The sequence below is a fragment of the Paraburkholderia phenazinium genome, from assembly GCF_900142845.1.
GTDB classification, from domain to species: domain Bacteria; phylum Pseudomonadota; class Gammaproteobacteria; order Burkholderiales; family Burkholderiaceae; genus Paraburkholderia; species Paraburkholderia phenazinium_A.
Genome location: NZ_FSRU01000001.1, coordinates 94,967 through 112,997 on the forward strand (window position 1 = coordinate 94,967; position 18,031 = coordinate 112,997).

The window sequence follows — 18,031 nt, forward strand, 5'->3', positions numbered from 1 at the left end:
CCACAGAGGTCCTGCCATGAATGTTCTTCTCGTCTATGCCCATCCTGAGCCCAGGTCATTGAATGGCTCGCTCAGGGATTTCTCGATCAACCGCCTCGAGGAGGCGGGCCACGTCGTGCAGGTATCGGATCTGTACACCATGAACTGGAAAGCGGTGCTCGACGCGAACGACAGCACGGTCCACGAGGCCGGCGCGCGCTTCGATCCCGCAGCCGACTCGAAGCATGCGTTCGAACATGGGCTGCAGAGCGCAGACATCGAACGCGAACAGGACAAGCTGCGATGGGCGGATACGGTGATCCTGCAGTTTCCGCTGTGGTGGTTCTCGATGCCCGCGATTCTGAAAGGCTGGGTAGAACGCGTCTACGCGTATGGTTTTGGCTACGGCGTCGGCGAACACTCCGACGTTCGCTGGGGCGACCGCTATGGTGAAGGCACGCTGGCAGGCAAGCGTGCGATGCTGGTCGTCACCGCGGGCGGATGGGAGTCGCACTACGGTCCACGCGGAATCAATGGGCCGATCGACGATCTGTTGTTCCCCATCCACCACGGCGTGCTGTACTACCCCGGTTTCGATGTCCTGCCGCCGTTCGTACTCTATCGGACCGGTCGCATGGACTCCGAACGGTTCGCAAGGACGTGCGCCGAACTCGGAAAACGTCTCGACGATCTCGGGAAGACCCAGCCGATCGCGTTTCGCCCGCAGAACGCCGGCGCATACGAGATCCCGGCACTCACGCTACGGCCTGACGTTGCAACGGATCAGGTCGGCTTCGCTGTTCACGTCGCGTAAGTTCGGGCGCCTGAGCTCACGGTCTTTCCGCGCCCGTATCGGGTGCCGCTTCCGGCACGTCAGGCGTCGGCGTGGGTGTCGAACCCGGTTCTTCGGACGGGAATCCACCGCTGCCTTGCGTGGCAGCCGGCCGCTCGCCGGCCGAGGTCGGCGCCGCCGGCGGCACCGCAGCCGCCGAGGCGGGCAATCCGCCCATACCCGCACTCGACGCAGCCACAGGCCCCGATGCGGCCTCATGAGGCGCACCGAGCAAAGGCGGCAACTCGCGCGGCACTGAGGCTCCGGATGCAGCGGGGACACCCGATGCCTGCGACGCCGCGGGCGCAACCGGCGCAATCTGCGCACCCGGCGCAGGCTTCGGCACTACGCGACGAACCGGCGCGGCAGGCGCCGGCGTCTGCGGCTTCGATCCGAACAGATAAGTGATCCACGCATGCAGTTTGTCGCGGAACTGGTCGAACACACCTGGCTGCACCTCGGTGTCGAAACGGACCCGCGAATCGATCAGCCGCGCACGCAGCGCACGCTGATAGAAGTCACCGACGATCGGCAGCGCGGTATGCGCCCCTTCGCCCCAATAAGTGCTGCCGAGCGTGACACGTCCGTCGTCGAAACCGACCCACGCGCCCGCCACCAGTTGCGGCTGCATCAGAATGAACCAGCCGTCCGCATTGTCCTGCGTGGTGCCGGTCTTGCCCGCCACATCCGCGCGGATGCCGAAACGCGAGCGGATGGCCGCGCCCGTGCCGCGATTCACGACATCACGCATGACATCGATCAGCGTCCGGTCCGCCGCGGCCGGCAAGGCCCGCTCCGGCGACGCGGGCTCAAACTGCGCGAGCACGTTGCCATTGCGGTCCTCGATGCTCGTCACCATGCGCGGTTCGAGATACATGCCGTCGTTCGCGATCGTGCTGTAAGCCGACACCATCTCCTTGATCGTCACCGGACTCGTGCCCAAGGCGAGCGACGGCACCGCCTCGAGCGTGCTGTCGCGCACGCCCATCGCGCGGGCGAGGTGCACCACCTTGTCGGGTCCAACCTGCTCCATCAATTGTGCGGTGATACGGTTGCGCGAATACGCCAGCGCATCGCGCAGCGTCATCGGCTTGCCGCTCGGCGCAACGTCGTCGTTCGGACGCCAGATCTCGCCACCCTTCAGCGCGATTTCGACGGGCTGATCGATGAAGGTATCCGTCGGCTTCGCGCCGTCTGCGAAAGCGGCGCCATACACAAACGGCTTGAAAGTCGAGCCGGGTTGACGGCGCGACTGCTGAACGTGATCGAACGGTTCATCGGCAAAATCGCGGCTGCCGACCCACGCCTTGATTTGTCCGTTGCGCGGATCGATGGCGAGAAAGCCCGCTTGCACTTCGGTCTTGTCATGGCACAGGTTGCGCACGAACGTCCGGTCCGCGCTGAGATGCTGGAGCGCATCGTCGTCGCTCTGGCCTGCCGTGCGCAAGGCCCGATAGTCCTGCGTCTCGCGGATGAAGGTCTTGAAGAGATCGTTGCCCGGCGCGCAGCCCGATCGTCCGCTCCACGCGTTATTCGCGATCGACTGCAACGCATTGCCCTGCAACGCGACGGCCGCGGTCGCCATCGACTGCAGGCGCGAATCGATCGTCGTATGAACGATTAGTCCATCTGAGTAAATGTTGTAGTCGTTGCGGTCAGCCCACGAGATCAGCCATTTACGCAACTGCTGCGCGAAGTGCGGCGCGGGCCCAGGTGGCTCGATCTGCCGTTCGAAGTCGACGCGCAAGGGCTTGCGCCTGAGCGTGTCGTAAGCCGCGGGCGTCAGCCGGCCATATTTGACCATCTGCGCGAGCACCGTGTTACGGCGCTCCAGCGCGCGATCCGGGTTCAGCACCGGGTTGTAGTAGCTATTGCCCTTGAGCATGCCGGTCAGCGTGGCGCTTTCCAGAATGTCCAGTTGGTCGGCCGATTTACCGAAGTAGGTGCGCGCGGCCATTTCGATGCCGTACGCGTTGTAGAGAAACGGCACCGTATTCAGGTACGTTTCGAGAATCTGGTCCTTGCTGTAGGCCGCTTCGATCTTCAGCGCGGTGATCGCTTCCTTCACCTTGCGCGTCAAGGTCGGCGCACGGCCGATCTCGTCGGGATAGAGGTTGCGCGCGAGCTGCTGCGTGATCGTCGAGCCGCCCTGACGGTCGCCACCGAAGGTATGCAGCGCCGCCGACCCGGTCCGCCGCCAGTCGATGCCGTGATGCTGATAGAAACGGTGGTCCTCGGTCGAGATCAGCGCATCGACCATGTGCGGCGAGATATCGGACAGCGCGACCCATTCGCGGTTCGAGGGCTTGAATTCGGCCAGCAGCTTGCCGTCTGCCGACAGGATCTGCGCCGGTTGATCGACCCGTGCCTTGCGAATGTCGCTGATGCTCGGCGTGAAAGGGATCAGCACAATCACATACAGCAGCACCAGCGCAGGCGGCGTAGCGAGCGTGAGCAGCACGCCGCGCCGCGTCGGATGGCGCAGATGAAACAGCGCCGTGGCCAGCAGCGGCTGAAGCAGACGCGCGGCGCAGCGGATCAGCCCGATCACGAGACGAAACCCAGCCCCCAATACACGCGCCAGCCGGCCCATCCACTTGCGGCAGGACTCACGTACGGACGATGCAAATTGGCGACTCACGCTGGTTTCAGCCCATCTTGAAAAGCGTGAATGGTATCAAACTGCGTATTGAGAGCCGGATTCATGCCGAAGAACAGGGCAGACAGGGGGCGTCGACAATCCGGCTACAGGCTGGCGAGGCTGGTGTCGGATACCTCCTGCCCCTCCCCGGCCTTCAGGAAATCGACAAAGGCTCGCAACGGCGCCGGCAGGTGGCGCCGCCCCGGATAGTACAGAAACGGCCCTGAAAAACGCGGCCACCAAGGCTCCAGGATCGGCTCCAGCGCGCCGCTATCGAGGTGCGGGCGCAGCATCCCCTCGAACAGATGAATCACACCCACGCCCGCTAGCGCCATGCTGATTGCGAGATCCATAGCGGCGCCCGGTCGCACGAGGAGCGGTCCCGAAGGATCCAGCCGCACCACCTCGCCGTCACGCTCAAAATCCCACGTGGGCTTCGCGCCGCCGGCGAACTGGCCGCGCAAGCAGGCATGCCCGAGCAGATCGCGCGGATGCTCGGGTCTGCCATGGACGTCCAGGTAGCTCGGCGCCGCAGCCGTCGCGAAGCGCTGCACACGAGGGCCGATCGGGACAGCGATCATGTCCTGCTCGAGTCGCTCGTCGTAGCGGATGCCGGCATCGCAGCCGATCGACAGCACGTCGACAAAGCCATCCTCGACCACCACCTCCACGCGGACGTCGGGATAAGCCTTCAGAAACGCCGCGATGACCGTTGGCAAAACCATCCGCGCGGCGCTCGACGGCACGTTGAGCTTGAGCGTGCCGGTGGGCTTCTCCCGGAATCCGTTCAGGACGTCCAGCGCCGCCTCCATCTCGCTGAACAAGGGCGCCAGCTTTTCGATGAGACGCAGCCCCGCTTCGGTCGGCGCCACGCTACGCGTGGTGCGGTTCAGCAGACGCAGGCCGAGCTTCGCCTCGAGACGCCGCACGGCAATGCTGAGACTGGAGGCGGATACCCCGCTGACGCGGGCCGCGTCGCGAAAGCCACCGGCGCGCGCCACGGATACGAAGGCGGCAAGATCATTCAATTCCATGGTCATTGTTCACAATTTTCAACAACCTGTGCAATTTAGATCGGATTATCTAACAACGCAATCGCGACCATACTGCAGCCATCACTCGTCAAGGAGAGCGCAATGTCAAACTTCACCCCCGTGGACACCTTCAGGCTCGCCGGCCGCCCGGTCCGCCGCATGGGCTATGGCGCCATGCAACTAGCCGGACCCGGCGTTTTCGGCCCGCCCAAGGATCGCGACGCAGCCCTCGCGGTGCTGCGCGAAGCGGTGGCCGCCGGTGTCAATCACATCGATACCAGCGACTTCTACGGTCCTCATGTGACCAATCAGATCATTCGCGAGGCGCTTCACCCGTACCCGGACGATCTGATGATCGTCACCAAGGTGGGTGCGGTGCGGGGCAACGACGGTTCGTGGCTCCCCGCTGCCGAGCCCAAGGATATCGAGCGCGGCGTGCACGACAATCTCCGCAACCTGGGCCTCGATGTGATCGACGTCGTCAACATGCGGATCATGGGCTCGATCCACGCACCCTCTGAAGGATCAATTGCCAAACAGGTGGAGGCTCTGGCCGAACTCCAGCGTCAGGGGCTGGTGCGCCATATCGGCCTGAGCAACGTGACCTCGACCCAGGTCGCCGAGGCGCAGGTCATCGCGGAGATCGTGTGCGTGCAGAACCAGTACAACCTGGTCCAGCGCGAGGACGAAGCGCTGGTCGACGAACTGGCGGCCAAGGGCATCGCCTACGTGCCCTTCTTCCCGCTCGGCGGGTTCTCGCCGATCCAGTCCTCGGTATTGTCGACGGTCGCGCAAACGGTCGGCGCGACGCCGATGCAGGTGGCGCTCGCATGGCTGCTGCATCGCTCGCCTAACATTTTGCTGATTCCGGGCACGTCGTCGCTCGGGCATCTGCGTGAAAACATGCAGGCGGCGCAGTTGAGCTTGTCGGAAGCCGTCCTCGCTGAACTGGACACGATCCGCCAGGCCGGCGCCGAGCATTGATCGTGTGAGGGGGTCAGGGGCGTCGAGCGGTGCTCAGCCGGTCTGCCGGGTCGTACGCAGCACGAACGCTGCAAGTGTGCATCCGAGCATCGCGACGCCCGCAATCAGGAACGTGTCGCTATAGGCCATCAATAGCGCCTCGCGTCCGACGGTCTGATTGATGATGCCGAGCGCCAGTTCGCGTACGCCACTCAAATCGCTCTTCGGCAGCGCGTCAGCTCTCGCCACGTGACTGCGTGTCAGCAGCCGCACGAGATCGGCGACGCGCTCCTGAAACGCCGGCGAGAACGGCGTGACCGATTCGCCGATCCGCATCGCGTGTAACTTCTCACGCTCCACCACGATCTGGCTCGCCACCGCAATGCCAATCGCGCCGCCTACGTTGCGCACCATGGTGAACAGCCCGGAAGCGGAGCCGAGCTGGCTTCGTTCCAGGCCGTCGACGGCCATCACGGACAGCGCGATCACCACCAGCGACTGGCCGACGCCACGCACGATCAACGACGGTATGACGACATTCCCGGCAGCGTCCGCATCGAGATGGATGTTCATCAGGCAACCCGCCGCGACCAGCGCGAAGCCGAGAATGATCGTCGTACGCGCGCTGGTGCGGCGCATCAGCGGCGGCGTCAGGAACGACATCACGAACTGCACAAGCCCGTACGGAATCATCGCAAGGCCGATATCACGCGCGCTATAACCCTGCAGTTGTGCGAAATAGTTAGGCACGAGGAACACCACACCGAACACGACGGCGCCGAACAGAAACTGCATCAGGCTCGCGATGCCGAAGTTGTAGCGTCCCAGCAGCCGCAGATTGATGAAGGGATCCGCCCGGCGTAACTGGATGATCGCGAACGCGGCGAGCCCCGCTACCGCGACGATCAGCGTGTCGACGATAAACGTCGAGGAGAACCAGTCCTTGCGTCCGCCTTCTTCGAGCGCGATCTGCAGCGCGCTCAGGCCGACCGCCATCGTCCCGATACCCAACCAGTCCGCGTTACGCAACTTCGCGAGATTCATCGGCAGCGGCTTGATCGACCAGCCGATTGCAGCGAGCAGCACAAGCGTCGGCGGAATCTGCAAATAGAAAATCCAGCGCCACGAATACATATCGGTCAGGTAGCCGCCCATGGAGGGGCCGGCGGCCTGCGCGACGTTGTTGGCGATCGCGAAGAGCGCCATGCCGAGCGGATGTCGCGAGCTTGGTAATTCGGTGACGATAAGCTGGAACGAGAGGGGAATCAGCACACCACCAAACGCGCCCTGGAGGGCGCGCGCCACGATCATGGCGTCGATGCTGGGGGCGAGCGAGCATGCAAGCGAAAACACGAGGAAACCGCTTGCGCCCACCAGAAGCACGCGGCGTATCGTAAACACCTGCACCAGCCAGCCGGTCAGCGGAATAACGATGATTTCCGCCACCAGATAGGCGGTCGTGATCCATGAGCCTTCTTCGAAGCTGGCGCCGAGCGAGCCGCGAATGTCGGGCAGCGATGCGTTGGTCACGTGGACATTCATGCCGGCCATGAAGCAGCCGAATACGCCGCCAAGCACGACGATCCATGTACGCAGCGAGACGCTTTCAGAAGGTGTGACTGCCATCTTGCCGGGCGTCATGATGGCAGCGCGCCGTTCGCGCCGCGCGTATCGACCTTGACGACGACGGACAAGCCTGCGCGCAGCCTAACAGCATCCGCATGTGACGCATCCACGTGAATCTTGACGGGCACGCGTTGCACGACTTTCGTGAAGTTACCGGTCGCGTTGTCCGGCGGCAGCAGCGCAAACTCGGCGCCTGAACCCGGCGCAATGCTGGTCACCTTGCCGTGCAGCGTACGGCCCGAATACGCGTCGACATCGATTTCGACGGGCTGGCCCGGCTGCATGTCGCCGAGCTGGGTTTCCTTGAAATTGGCCACGACGTACACATCGTCGAGCGGCACCACGGCCAACAGCGGCATGCCGGTCTCGACATACTGTCCTGCCCGCACGGTGCGTTGGCCGACCTCGCCGGCGCGCGGCGCGCGGATCACCGTGTTTTGCAGATCGATCTGCGCAAGGGCGAGGGCGGCGCGCGCCTCGCTCAACTGCGCCTTCGCCTGCTCGATCGCAGCGAGGCTCTGCCCGCGGCGCTTGCGCAATACGTCCTGTTGGTCGCGCTGCGTCTCTACAGCGGCGCTCGCCTTCGCCAACGCCGCATCCGCTTTTAGCGCATCGGCCTGCGCCTGCTCCCAGCGTTGTCCGCTCGATGCCTGTTGCGCATACAACTCGCGGTAGCGAGCCGCATCTGCGTCGCGGCGCACCGCGTCCGCCTTGGCGCCGCTTGCGTCGGCCTGCGCTTGCGCAATCAGGCTGCCTTGCTGGGTGGTCTGCGCGTCGAGACTCGCGACGCCCGCTTCCTCGGCGCGAATCGTCGCTAACGCGGCATCGACCGCCGCTTCTGCACGCGTCACTTTCGCCTGGTAGTCGCGGTCGTCGATGCGCACCAGCACGTCGCCGGCCTGCACTTTCTGGTTGTCTTCGACCGCCACCGTGCTGACATAGCCCGGCACGTGCGAGCTCAGCGTCACAACGTCGGCGCGCACATACGCGTCATCGGTGCTTTCGATAAAACGCCCGACGGTCCACCAGCGGACGCCCGCTACGACCGCCACCACGGCGACGATCGCGGCGCCGGCCGCGAGCCAGTGTTTTCTGCCGGGTATCGCGCGCTTTCCCGGAACGACAGTGGTGCTCATAAAAGGAACCCTGAATGAAGATGACGGATAACCCAACCTGTGTTGCGGGCCGCTTCAACGCTGCCAGCCACCGCCCAACGCCTTGAATACGGCGATCTGGTCGGACGAAATCTGCTCCGTCGACGCAGCAAGCGCAGCGTCGGTCGTGACTAGTTCGCGCTCGGCATCGAGCACATCGAGGAAATCAAGCGCACCGGCTTTGTAGTTCAGCTCGGCCAGATCGAACGCGCGGGCATGTTGCTCGCGTGCCTGCTGCAGCGCGCGATGCCGGTCCCACTCCGCGCCGTACAACGTGAGCGCCTGTTCGGTTTCCTTCAGCGCGTTCAAGACGCTCGCGTCGAACGACGCGAGCGCCGCGGCGCTGTCGGCTTGCGCCTGTGCGAGCTTCGCGCGGCTTACCGCCATGTTCGGGAAATGCCAGCTAATCAGCGGGCCGATACCCCACGCGACGGCATATTCGTTACCGAGCGAGGCAAGACTGCCGCTCGTCGACAGCCAGTTCACCGAACCGCCGAGCACCACCGACGGATACAACTCCGCGGTCGCAACCCCAACCCGCGCGCTGGCCGCGGCAAGATGCCGTTCGGCCTCACGTAAGTCGGGACGACGCTTGAGAAGCGCAGCTCCGTCGCCAACCGGGAACGGCGTGGCGATCACCGGTGCGGCGACACACTGCGCGGCTTGCTCGGGAAAATCCGCCGGCGCGCGACCGGTCAGCACGGCGAGCTCGTACAGGGCTGCCCGCCGCTTGCCCTGCAGGGTAGGCAGCGTGGCGCGCGTGTCGTCGACAAACGCCTGCGCACGCACCACCTCGAGTTCCGAGACGAGCCCTTGCGCACGCTGAAGCTGTGTCAGTTGAGCCACGCGGTCAGCGATCGCAAGCGAGCGTTGCGCAACCTCGATCTGCTCGCCATAGCTGCAGGCATGCGCATAGGCGTCCGTCGTCCCGGCGGCGACGGCGACCCGCAGCGCGTCGCGGGCGGCCTGCGTGGCGTCGGCGTCGGCCTGCGCGGAGGCAACCAGCTGGCGCACTCGACCCCACAGGTCGACTTCCCAGGAGATCGCCAGCGATGGCGCATAGGCCCAACGTGTTGGCGCGCTTCGGTGATCCGCCGCGGCGACGATCTGGTCGGAACTCTGCTTGCCGTAGTTGCCGCCTAACGCGACCGCCGTATCGGGCAAGCGAGCCGCGCCCGCTTCATTCAATACCGCTTGTGCACGTTCCAGATGCGCTGCCGCGACGGCCAGATCCCGGTTCTGCGAGAGCGCCTCCTCAACGAGGCCGTTCAGCACCGGATCGCGATAGAGCTGCCACCACCGGTCCGCGGCGGGGTCGGTCGAGACCCGCGCTGCCGTGGTAGACACGAACGGCCGGCTCGCGGCATCCGGTACGGCCGGTTCGCGGTATGGCGCGCCGACTGTGCAGCCTGTCGCCACGCTCGCGAGCACGCCGAGGCACGTCATGCGCAGCGCATCGCCAAGGTGTCGTACAGCCGGTTTGAAGGAACGCCATGAGCGGAAATGTGCCATCGATTGCCATGCGGTTCGGACAGGAGATGGCGGCAATGTTAATGTGACGTCTCCGGTTAATCTCGCGCAGAATCATCATTCATCGTCGCAAAATGGACTTCCCTTCGACGGACATCGATCTGATGGAGCAAGCCTCCCTCGTCGCGGTCATCGCCACCGATCCTCCGGCGCGCACCGCATTCCCCCTGCACTCGCACCGGCAGGGGCAACTGATTCACGCCATCTCCGGTGTGATGATCGTGTGCTCGGAAGGCGGCAGTTGGGTCGTGCCGACCGGGCGCGCGGTGTGGGTGCCGGGAGGCACGCGGCACGAAATTCAGACCGCCGGCGAAGTGCAGATGCGCACCGTCTTCGTGGAGCCGGGCGTGCGCGCCGGCTTGCCGGATGCGTGCCGCGTCATCGGCGTGAGTACGCTGCTGCGCGAATTGATCGTGACGGCGGCCAAAATAGACGAGTACGCGGCCAATAGCCCGCGCGCGCACCGCATCATGGGGCTGATCCTCGACGAGATTGAGATCGCACCGGCCTTATCGCTGCACGTGCCCATGCCGCGGCATCCCGCGCTGGTCGAGTTGTGCACGCAGTTGATCAATCAACCTTCGCTGCAGGTGACGCTCGCACATTGGGCGGACGAGGCGCATATGAACGAGCGCACGCTGGCGCGCACCTTCAGGCGCGAAACCGGCATGACCCAGGGCGCATGGTGCCGGCATGCGCGATTGCTGCTGAGCCTGCCGCGCCTCGCGGCGGGCGCGTCGATTCTCGAGCTCGCACTCGAGCATGGCTACGAGAGCCCGAGCGCGTTTGCCGCCATGTTTCGCAAGGCGCTCGGCGTGCCGCCGAGCGAATATTTCCGCAAGTCCTGACGAGACACCACGCCCCCTCGCACGCTGTCCGTTTCGCGACGACCACTGGACCATTTGCGCGCGCGATGTCGCGCCGATCAACGCTACAGTGGGGCAACCAACACACTGAGCGACGCGCCGTGCACGACGCCCGTGCGATCGCACCATCATGGATCTGATTCAATGCATGCGGGTCTTCGTCGCCTTGACCGACGCCGGCAGTTTCACCACTACCGCGGAACAGCTTAGACTCTCGGCGCCGCAGGTCAGCCGGGCGGTCACATGGCTGGAAAACCATCTCGGTACGCGTCTGCTGAATCGCACCACGCGTTCAATGGCTCTGACCGAGGCCGGCGAGCAGTACCGCATCCGCACGCGCGAAATTTTGCATGCGCTGGATGCGTCGGAACGCGAAGCGAAGGGTTCGGTTCTGCATCCGCGCGGCCGCTTGCGCGTGCACTGCAGCGCGAGTCTCGCGAACCACTTCGTGATTCCGCTCGCCGCGCAATTTCAGGCACGCTACAACAACGTCAGCGTCGATCTCACGCTGGCGCCGAAGATGCCCGACCTGATTCGCGACGGCTACGACGTTGCGCTGGTCGCGATGGACAGCCTGCGTTCATCCGATCTGATCGCGATCAGCGTAGGGCGCATGGATAGCATACTGTGCGCAGCGCCGGCGTACATTGCCGAACACGGCTTGCCGCAAGTGCCCGCCGCGCTCGAACAGCACCGCTGCCTGCAACTGGTGGCGCCGGCCTATGAGGACAGGATCTGGAAGTTCGAAAGCGAAACGGGTTGCGAGATCGTGACGCTCGATCCCGCGTTCACGGTCGACGTCGGCGCATCGCTCGCAATCGCGGTCAAGGCAGGAATGGGAATCGGCCTGCTGCCGCACTTCGTGGTGGCCGACGATCTGCAGTCGGGCGCGCTGGTGCGCGTGCTTCCCAGATATCGCCTCAACAGCATCGAGGTTTTTCTGGTCTATGCCTCGCGCCGGTATCTCGATGCGAAGATTCGCGCGTGGATCGATTTCATGAAGACGCAGTTGCGCCTTGCGCTGTCAGCGAGCTCGCCCCGTGAGACCGCGTCCCCTCGTCTGCGCCACAGCGCGCGCGATCTGACGGAAACGTCGTGACGGCGCGCGCAAAGCACTCGCCGTCACGGATCGCAACGCTTACCTGGTGTTGAACAGGTTGCGCAGATTCGTCATGGCCATGTCGAGGAAGCCCGTCACGAACGCTTCGAATTCGGGCTGGCTGCCAGTACCGCCCGCCCACGGCTCGCCCGCGATGTCCCACGTCACCGTGCACGCGTTTTCGCCGCGCGGCTCGGCACGCATCGAGGCCCACAGGTTGCCGATATCGAATGTCGTGTAAATCAGGCTCCACGTCATCACCATGGCGTCGTCGTCGTGCGTGTTCAATTGCTCGACAACGATGCTGCCGTCGGCAAACAGCTTCTTGCGCAGCGAGCGCACGCCGCTACCCGTCATCTCGGTGCGTTCGAGCCCCGTGATGAATTGGGCAAAGCCGGCAAAATCGCCGACCACCTGCCATGCGGCACGTGCGGAGACGTCGAGTTCGGCACGGCCCGTCAGGATCGGTGTAGCCGGTGCGTAAATCAGAGTGGCGGGATGCAGCGCGGGATTGGCTTTTTGCAGCATGGTATCTCCTCGGTAAGTAATGGACATCGGTAGCAAGGGAAAAACATCGCGCCCAGCTTCGCGCGGCGACGAACGCCGGTGTTACCACGCGGGTTCGGCGTCGTGCGGGTCGGCCGCGCGCGGGGCGCGGTCCACCATGGGCGTGTGCGGGTCAGGCGGCGGCAGGAAGCCGCAATCGATCAGATAGCGGAAGTGCTGGCCGAGCAGGCGTTCGTCCTTCTCCGGATAGGCGATGCCGAGACGCGCGAGCGTCGCCGCACTCCGCGCATGATCGATGACGGACATATCGCCGATGTCGTCCTGACGGTCGTCGAGGTAGAACGCTACGACGTCGAACAGCGCGTTCGCTTCGTCGATCGACAGTAGACGGTTACGCCATGTCGCGGCGTCCTCCAGCACGAGCGGATAGCCAAGGCGTGCGAGTGCCTGCAGATAGCCGTTCCATGTCAGGGGCCGGGGATTGTGCAGATGGAACACGCGCTCGCTGCGGCGCGGGTCGAGCGTACAGCCGACAATCGCGCGGGCAAGAAAGTCCACCGGACTCAAATCGAACTGCGCCTCGCCACCCGGCGCAAAACCCAGTTGCACCGAGCCTTTGACGAGCAGCAGGATGCGGTTGCGTCCCGGCTGGCACAGGCCGGTCTGTGCATGTCCGGTGATATTGCCGGGCCGCAGGATCGTCGCATCGATGCCGCGTTGCACCGCCTCCCAGACGAGGTGCTCCGAAACCCACTTGGTCAGGTTGTACCCGTTATTGACGAACACGGGTGCATTCGTCCCCGGCGGCGCTTCGAGCACGTTGCCACGCGCATCGGTTGTGCTGGCTGCCGAGAGCGTCGATATGTAATGCAACGCCTTGCGGCGTCCTTCGCAGGCGAGACGCAGCAACGCGAGCGTCGAGCCGACATTCTCGTCGTAGAGGAACGGGTAGTCGTAGACGTGATTGACGTGCGCGCCGTTGTGGTAGATCGTGCCAATCTCGCCGGCCAGTCGTTGCCAGACGTCTTCGGCGAGACCGAGGCGAGGCTTCGCCAGGTCGCCGAGCAGAATACGGATGCGCGGATGGCCGCACAGGTGCTCCATGCCATTGACGATCACCGCATCGTCGAGCCGGTGATGCGCTTCGGCCACGCTATGCGCCCGCACGACGCAATAGATCGGGCCGTCCGTTTTCGCGATCAGTTCATGCAGGATGAAGGTACCGAGAAAGCCGTTCGCACCTGTCAACAGCACGGCGCCACGCCCCGTTTCCTCATCGCGCGTGGATTGCGGCTGGATATCGCGCGGCAGGTGCCGGTCTTCGTGCACCCGCGCCGGGATGCGATCGCCCCGCTGCAGGTCGTCGTCGGTCAGCAGCGATGCGAGCGCCTCGATAGTGGGCTGCTCCATGAAACGCCCCAGCGGCGCGTTGCCGGCGAGTTCGCGCTTGACCGCCAGCATCAACCGTGAGACCAGCAGCGAGTGGCCGCCCAGTTCGAAGAACGAATCCTGCCGGCCGATCTCGGCTGCATCGAGATCGAGCAATTGCGCCCACAGGTTGCGCAGATGACGTTCTGTCGCCGTGCGCGGCTCACAGGCATCGCCGCCCGTCGCGCACGCGCGGCTTAACGGCAGGCAGGCAAGCGCGGCACGGTCGATCTTGCCGTTGGGCGTGGCGGGCAAGATCTCCAGCTCGGCGATGTCGAACGGCATCATGTAGTCCGGCAATGACGCGGCGAGCGCGGTACGCAGCGCTTCGGCATTCCCGCTTGCGTGGGCAGGCTTCGCGACGAACACGCGAATGCGCTTGCGTTCGTCGGCGATGGCCGCGCACTGCCGATACAACTGCGTGTCCAGCACCGCATTTTCGACTTCCCCCAGTTCGACGCGAAAGCCGCGAATCTTGATCTGCTTGTCGCGCCTGCCGATATACAGGAGGCTACCGTCGACGTCCCATTGCACGATGTCGCCCGTGCAGTACATCGTCGCGTCGCCCCCCGGTTCGGCCACAAAGCGTTCGGCGCTGAGCACCGGTTGCCCGAGGTAGCCCATGCCGACACCCGCCCCCGCAATATGGAGTTCGCCGGCCTGGCCGGTGCACACAGGCCGGCCGTTGTCGTCGAGCACATAGCAGCGAACGTTCGCAATGGGCCGACCGATTCGCCGGTTATTGCTGCCGGCCTCCAGACGCGACGTGGTCGCCAGCACCGTGCACTCGGTTGGGCCGTAGATATTGTGGAACTGCCGGCCTGCGCTCCAGCGGGCGATCGTATCCGGATCGCAGACGTCGCCGCCCGTCACCAGATGCCGCAAGCTGGGCCATGCGCTGTCGGGCAGTGCGGCGAGCAGCGCGGGCGGCAGGAAAGCATGCGTCACGCGCTGCGCGTCGACCAGCGCCTGCAGCGCATCCAGTTCGCGGCGCTGCGTTTCCGTCGGCACAATGAGCGTACCGCCGGCGAGCCATGTCGGAAAGATATCGAGCAACGAGGCATCGAACGCAATGGTCGAAAACTGCAGCGCGCGTGTGCTTGCATCCAGCGCGCAGTGGTCGCGGTACCAGTGGCAAAAATGCACCAGGTTCCCATGCGACAACATCACGCCCTTCGGCACGCCGGTTGAACCGGACGTGTAGATCGCAATCGCGCATCGCGACGCCCGCTGCGCATCGAGCTCGATGGGCCACAGAGGCGACGGCAGCGTGGCATCGGTGTTCGGCTGCGGCGCGTCGATCAGGCGAATCCCCATGCCCTCGAGCGCCGCGGCCTCAAACGACGCGTCGCTGACCAGCCCTTGTGCACCCGATTCCTGGAGGATCAGGCGGATGCGTTCCGGCGGAAACGCCGGATCGAGCGGCACGCAGGCGGCGCCCGAGCCGAGGATGCCGAGCATCGCCGTATAGAGTGCCGCTGACTTCGGCAGGCACACCGCCACGACCTTCGGCGGCATGCCATGCGAGCCGGAGTGCAGCGCATGGGCGAAGCGCGCCGCGCGGGTCAGCAGAGCCTGGTAGTCGAGCGAACCGTCCGCGTCGATCAAGGCAGTCGCGCCGGGTGTGGCCTGAGTGGCCCGCGCTACCATCTCCGGCAACGACGGCTCACACGCGTAGTGACGGTGCGTCTCATTCGACGCATGCCAGCGCGCGAGCGCGGCGAGATCGAGCGGCTGCGCATAGCCGTTGTCGACGGGCGGATGCGGCGTATCGTCGAACAGGTCGCGCGCAATGCGGTTGACCACATCGGTGAGCAACTGCAGCGCGCCATGCTCGATCTCGCCGACCAGATCGGCGCCGCATACCGGCGCATCGAACTCGACAGTCTGCGTGGCCGCGACGCGCCAGTCATCCGGCGCATGCAGCAGATGCCATTCGAGCCGCACGCGCTGCGGCGGAACCTGCTCCGCAAGCGCGACAAAACGGAGCACGCGTGCCGCCGCGTCGCGAGCCTCGCATCCATCGGCAGCATGGGCCTCGCAGACAATCCGCCATGCGACCGGCGCCGAAGCAACGCAGTCCGGCGACGCGACAAGGCCCAGTGCATCGGCCACATCGCGCAGCGGACCGGCCTGGTTATCGGCAACGCTAACCGTATGCCCGATCTCATGGAGTTCGGCCGCGATACTGGCCGCCAGCGGCGTCTGGCCGCTGATCGCAATCGTTATCGCTTTCATGGCTTCACCGTCATAGAACGCTCGCCAGCGCCGCACGGGTCGGCGCATGATCGAGCAGCCCGCTCAGTTTGAAGAAATTGCGGATATTGACGATCATCGGATGCTGGCTCGTGATCGGATAGGCGCCGACCATGTCGCCCGCGATCTCGCGTCGCGTAGCCGCGGGCAGATCCAGTGCGTCGATCAGACGGCGGTCAAATGCGAGCTGCAGTTCGGCGCTCAGGTACTCCTTCAGGAAGACAGGCAGTGTTTCGCCGAGCGCGCTGCGCGCCGCTTCGTCGATCTCGCTCCAGTAAAGCTTCACGAGGTTGATCCAGAACACCGAGTGGCGCCCCTCGTCCGCGAGGTGATCGGACATGACGCCCTTGACCGAGCGCTTTAACGTCGTGTCGCGCGAAAACGCCGCGACTTCGGCGGTCACCGTGTTCTCCGAGATCGCGACGGCGAGCAGTTCCATGCCGTCGCGGTACGGCGGCGCGACGCGTTCCAATGCGCGCGGGATGGCGCGCGACAGCTCGATCTCGTGGTTCGCCGCAAGCGCGGCGACACCGGTATGCACTTCGACCTGGCGCAGATAGTCCATCGCAACGTACGCGTGATAATCCTCGTCGATGACCACGGACATCGCATCATGCCTGCAGGCAAACGGGAAATCGTGGGCGAAGCGGCCGCGGGCGATCTTAAGCGCGGTCGCGTTGACGATCTCCGTTTCGAAGATGATGACGTCGTTGATGTACTTGTAGAAGCTCTGCAACAGGATGAAGTCCCGCACGGCGTCGCCCGCATCGACGATCGCCGGATGCGCGCATAGCGGTTGACGCTCGAGCGGGTAGTAGTGCAAACCGTCGTCCTCGACGATACGCCGGGGGCGCGAGCGGATCGTTGCACGCTGCTCCCACGACTCGGCGTGACTCTTGTAACTCTGCAATGTCATCATCGCAATCGTTCCTACGCGTCGTAGTAATGGATCTCGAGCAGCACGCAACCTGCTTCGCTGCTGAACGGTCCGTGTTCGGTGCCGGCCGGCCGGACAAAGTAAGTGCCCGTCAGGTGCGTGTCGCGACGCTCAAACGTTGCCACGTCGAGGCGGCTCTGATCGCCGCTCACAAGGTAGACCTCCTCGTGATAGTCGTGCAGGAACGGCACGCGTGTCGCGGCGCCCGGCGCGAAGCGCACGAGCCGGGTACGCATGCCACGCTTCGCGCGTTCGTCCAGCGTATCGACGACCACCAGCTGATCGATCCCATGATCGAAATGGCGTGGATGCTCCCAGTGGATGTCCGCCACATCCAGAATGCGTTCTGCGAGCTTGACGTTCATGCGGCCACCGTCTTGCGTGTCTGGTTGAGATGGGCAAGCAGACCGTCCCAGAGCTGCAGGCGCTCGTCGATTGCGGCAATGCCCGCCTCGAGCGCCTGCTGCAATTTGCCCGGGTCGTCGCCCGCAGCTTCGCGGATCATGGCCTGCGCCGCAGGACCGTGTTCACCCGAATCGACTTCGATATGCCGGTCGAGGTAATAGGTCAGCAGCGGCGTCGAGGTGCGGTCGATCTTCCATTCGTCGAGCAGCGTGCGGAACATGTCAGGAATGACGTTCTCGCGGCCATAGAAAAAGTTGCCGAGAACCTGATGCGTCTTGCCGTCGAAACACGTTGCCATCGTTGCCGTGACGAACTGCCGGACGGGAGCCGGCGGCGCGACCGTCGACAGCGCAGCCGACACGGTGAAACCCGAGCGCAGCAGCGAGATCAGGTGTTCGATGCTGCCGGTCGACGCACCGACGTCGCGCATTGCGTGCAGATACAGATCGAAATGGCTCATGTATCCGCGCGGCGTTTCGTCCGTCTCTTCGCCCAGCACGATTTCGTTGATCAGGCGCGCGGCGTTGATATTGCGCGGTGCGATCCACGGCACGGCAACGGTGGTGAAGTCGAGCTGCAGACGCTTGACGAGCGACATGAAGTCCCACACAGCGAACACGTGCCACTCCATGAAGGTCCGCAATTCCTCGATGGTGCGAATCGAGCTGAATACCGGATGGTGTGTGAGCCTGGCGTGCTGCTCCTTGATCTTCGCTTCCAACAAGTCGATTTGATTCACGATGAGGTTCCTCGATAAGAGCATATGGAGAGGCT

14 protein-coding genes are annotated in these 18,031 nt (G+C 64.5%); 4 read left to right on the top strand and 10 right to left on the bottom strand.

The window, feature by feature from the left end:
• Window positions 1-16: 16 nt before the first annotated feature.
• Window positions 17-793 (top strand): NAD(P)H-dependent oxidoreductase, encoded by a 777-nt coding sequence (locus BUS12_RS00485; RefSeq protein ID WP_074293735.1) that lies wholly within the window; start codon window positions 17-19, stop codon window positions 791-793.
• A gap of 16 nt (window positions 794-809) precedes the next feature.
• Here BUS12_RS00485 and BUS12_RS00490 read toward each other — a convergent pair whose 3' ends face one another.
• Together BUS12_RS00490 and BUS12_RS00495 are read right to left on the bottom strand one after the other, a co-directional pair.
• A complete protein-coding gene (locus tag BUS12_RS00490; protein ID WP_074293736.1) occupies window positions 810-3,404 on the bottom strand; it encodes a penicillin-binding protein 1A in 2,595 nt (864 codons plus the stop codon).
• Window positions 3,405-3,556: 152 nt separating this feature from the next.
• Entirely contained in the window at window positions 3,557-4,486 is a 930-nt protein-coding gene (locus tag BUS12_RS00495) for a LysR family transcriptional regulator (protein WP_074296925.1), read from the bottom strand.
• A gap of 102 nt (window positions 4,487-4,588) precedes the next feature.
• Here BUS12_RS00495 and BUS12_RS00500 point away from each other — a divergent pair, with 102 nt between their 5' ends.
• Window positions 4,589-5,470: an aldo/keto reductase family oxidoreductase gene (locus tag BUS12_RS00500; RefSeq protein ID WP_074293737.1), complete on the top strand. Its 882-nt coding sequence runs from the start codon at window positions 4,589-4,591 to the stop codon at window positions 5,468-5,470.
• Window positions 5,471-5,503: 33 nt separating this feature from the next.
• Here the strand turns inward: BUS12_RS00500 and BUS12_RS00505 are convergent, their stop codons facing one another.
• Genes BUS12_RS00505 through BUS12_RS00515 form a run of 3 tightly spaced genes read right to left on the bottom strand, consistent with a single transcriptional unit; the run spans window position 5,504 to window position 9,741 of the window.
• Entirely contained in the window at window positions 5,504-7,090 is a 1,587-nt protein-coding gene (locus BUS12_RS00505; RefSeq protein WP_074293738.1) for a DHA2 family efflux MFS transporter permease subunit, read from the bottom strand.
• Entirely contained in the window at window positions 7,087-8,211 is a 1,125-nt protein-coding gene (locus BUS12_RS00510; protein WP_074293739.1) for an HlyD family secretion protein, read from the bottom strand. Before BUS12_RS00510 ends, BUS12_RS00505 begins: the two co-directional genes overlap by 4 nt.
• Before the next feature lie 54 nt (window positions 8,212-8,265).
• Window positions 8,266-9,741 (bottom strand): efflux transporter outer membrane subunit, encoded by a 1,476-nt coding sequence (locus BUS12_RS00515; protein WP_083640179.1) that lies wholly within the window; start codon window positions 9,739-9,741, stop codon window positions 8,266-8,268.
• Between the two features lie 92 nt (window positions 9,742-9,833).
• Here BUS12_RS00515 and BUS12_RS00520 point away from each other — a divergent pair, with 92 nt between their 5' ends.
• Complete coding sequence (locus BUS12_RS00520) at window positions 9,834-10,607, top strand: AraC family transcriptional regulator (protein WP_074293740.1); 774 nt, start codon at window positions 9,834-9,836, stop codon at window positions 10,605-10,607.
• A gap of 148 nt (window positions 10,608-10,755) precedes the next feature.
• A complete protein-coding gene (locus BUS12_RS00525) occupies window positions 10,756-11,724 on the top strand; it encodes a LysR family transcriptional regulator (RefSeq protein ID WP_074293741.1) in 969 nt (322 codons plus the stop codon).
• 39 nt (window positions 11,725-11,763) lie between these two features.
• On the opposite strand, the gene BUS12_RS00530 is transcribed toward BUS12_RS00525, so the two are convergent.
• The 5 genes from BUS12_RS00530 to BUS12_RS00550 all read right to left on the bottom strand — a co-directional run bounded on the left by BUS12_RS00530 (window position 11,764) and on the right by BUS12_RS00550 (window position 17,996).
• Window positions 11,764-12,252: an SRPBCC family protein gene (locus BUS12_RS00530; RefSeq protein WP_074293742.1), complete on the bottom strand. Its 489-nt coding sequence runs from the start codon at window positions 12,250-12,252 to the stop codon at window positions 11,764-11,766.
• A gap of 81 nt (window positions 12,253-12,333) precedes the next feature.
• Window positions 12,334-15,897, bottom strand: a complete 3,564-nt coding sequence (locus BUS12_RS00535) for an amino acid adenylation domain-containing protein (protein ID WP_074296928.1) — start codon at window positions 15,895-15,897, stop codon at window positions 12,334-12,336.
• Between the two features lie 10 nt (window positions 15,898-15,907).
• Window positions 15,908-16,834 (bottom strand): diiron oxygenase, encoded by a 927-nt coding sequence (locus tag BUS12_RS00540; protein ID WP_083640180.1) that lies wholly within the window; start codon window positions 16,832-16,834, stop codon window positions 15,908-15,910.
• Window positions 16,835-16,845: 11 nt separating this feature from the next.
• Window positions 16,846-17,217 carry a cupin domain-containing protein gene (locus BUS12_RS00545; protein ID WP_074293743.1) on the bottom strand — a complete coding sequence of 124 codons (372 nt, stop codon included), beginning with the start codon at window positions 17,215-17,217 and terminating at the stop codon, window positions 16,846-16,848.
• A complete protein-coding gene (locus tag BUS12_RS00550; protein ID WP_074296932.1) occupies window positions 17,214-17,996 on the bottom strand; it encodes a DUF3050 domain-containing protein in 783 nt (260 codons plus the stop codon). Before BUS12_RS00550 ends, BUS12_RS00545 begins: the two co-directional genes overlap by 4 nt.
• Window positions 17,997-18,031: the final 35 nt, after the last annotated feature.

What these genes read in the sequence shown, in the direction of transcription:
- BUS12_RS00525 (WP_074293741.1), top strand. Translation starts at nt 10,756, where the DNA reads ATGGATCTGATTCAATGCATGCGGGTCTTCGTCGCCTTGACCGACGCC.
- BUS12_RS00490 (WP_074293736.1), bottom strand. Translation starts at nt 3,404, where the DNA reads ATGGGCCGGCTGGCGCGTGTATTGGGGGCTGGGTTTCGTCTCGTGATC.
- BUS12_RS00515 (WP_083640179.1), bottom strand. Translation starts at nt 9,741, where the DNA reads ATGGCACATTTCCGCTCATGGCGTTCCTTCAAACCGGCTGTACGACAC.
- BUS12_RS00495 (WP_074296925.1), bottom strand. Translation starts at nt 4,486, where the DNA reads ATGGAATTGAATGATCTTGCCGCCTTCGTATCCGTGGCGCGCGCCGGT.
- BUS12_RS00530 (WP_074293742.1), bottom strand. Translation starts at nt 12,252, where the DNA reads ATGCTGCAAAAAGCCAATCCCGCGCTGCATCCCGCCACTCTGATTTAC.
- BUS12_RS00485 (WP_074293735.1), top strand. Translation starts at nt 17, where the DNA reads ATGAATGTTCTTCTCGTCTATGCCCATCCTGAGCCCAGGTCATTGAAT.
- BUS12_RS00510 (WP_074293739.1), bottom strand. Translation starts at nt 8,211, where the DNA reads ATGAGCACCACTGTCGTTCCGGGAAAGCGCGCGATACCCGGCAGAAAA.
- BUS12_RS00540 (WP_083640180.1), bottom strand. Translation starts at nt 16,834, where the DNA reads ATGATGACATTGCAGAGTTACAAGAGTCACGCCGAGTCGTGGGAGCAG.
- BUS12_RS00500 (WP_074293737.1), top strand. Translation starts at nt 4,589, where the DNA reads ATGTCAAACTTCACCCCCGTGGACACCTTCAGGCTCGCCGGCCGCCCG.
- BUS12_RS00505 (WP_074293738.1), bottom strand. Translation starts at nt 7,090, where the DNA reads ATGACGCCCGGCAAGATGGCAGTCACACCTTCTGAAAGCGTCTCGCTG.
- BUS12_RS00545 (WP_074293743.1), bottom strand. Translation starts at nt 17,217, where the DNA reads ATGAACGTCAAGCTCGCAGAACGCATTCTGGATGTGGCGGACATCCAC.
- BUS12_RS00535 (WP_074296928.1), bottom strand. Translation starts at nt 15,897, where the DNA reads ATGAAAGCGATAACGATTGCGATCAGCGGCCAGACGCCGCTGGCGGCC.
- BUS12_RS00520 (WP_074293740.1), top strand. Translation starts at nt 9,834, where the DNA reads ATGGACTTCCCTTCGACGGACATCGATCTGATGGAGCAAGCCTCCCTC.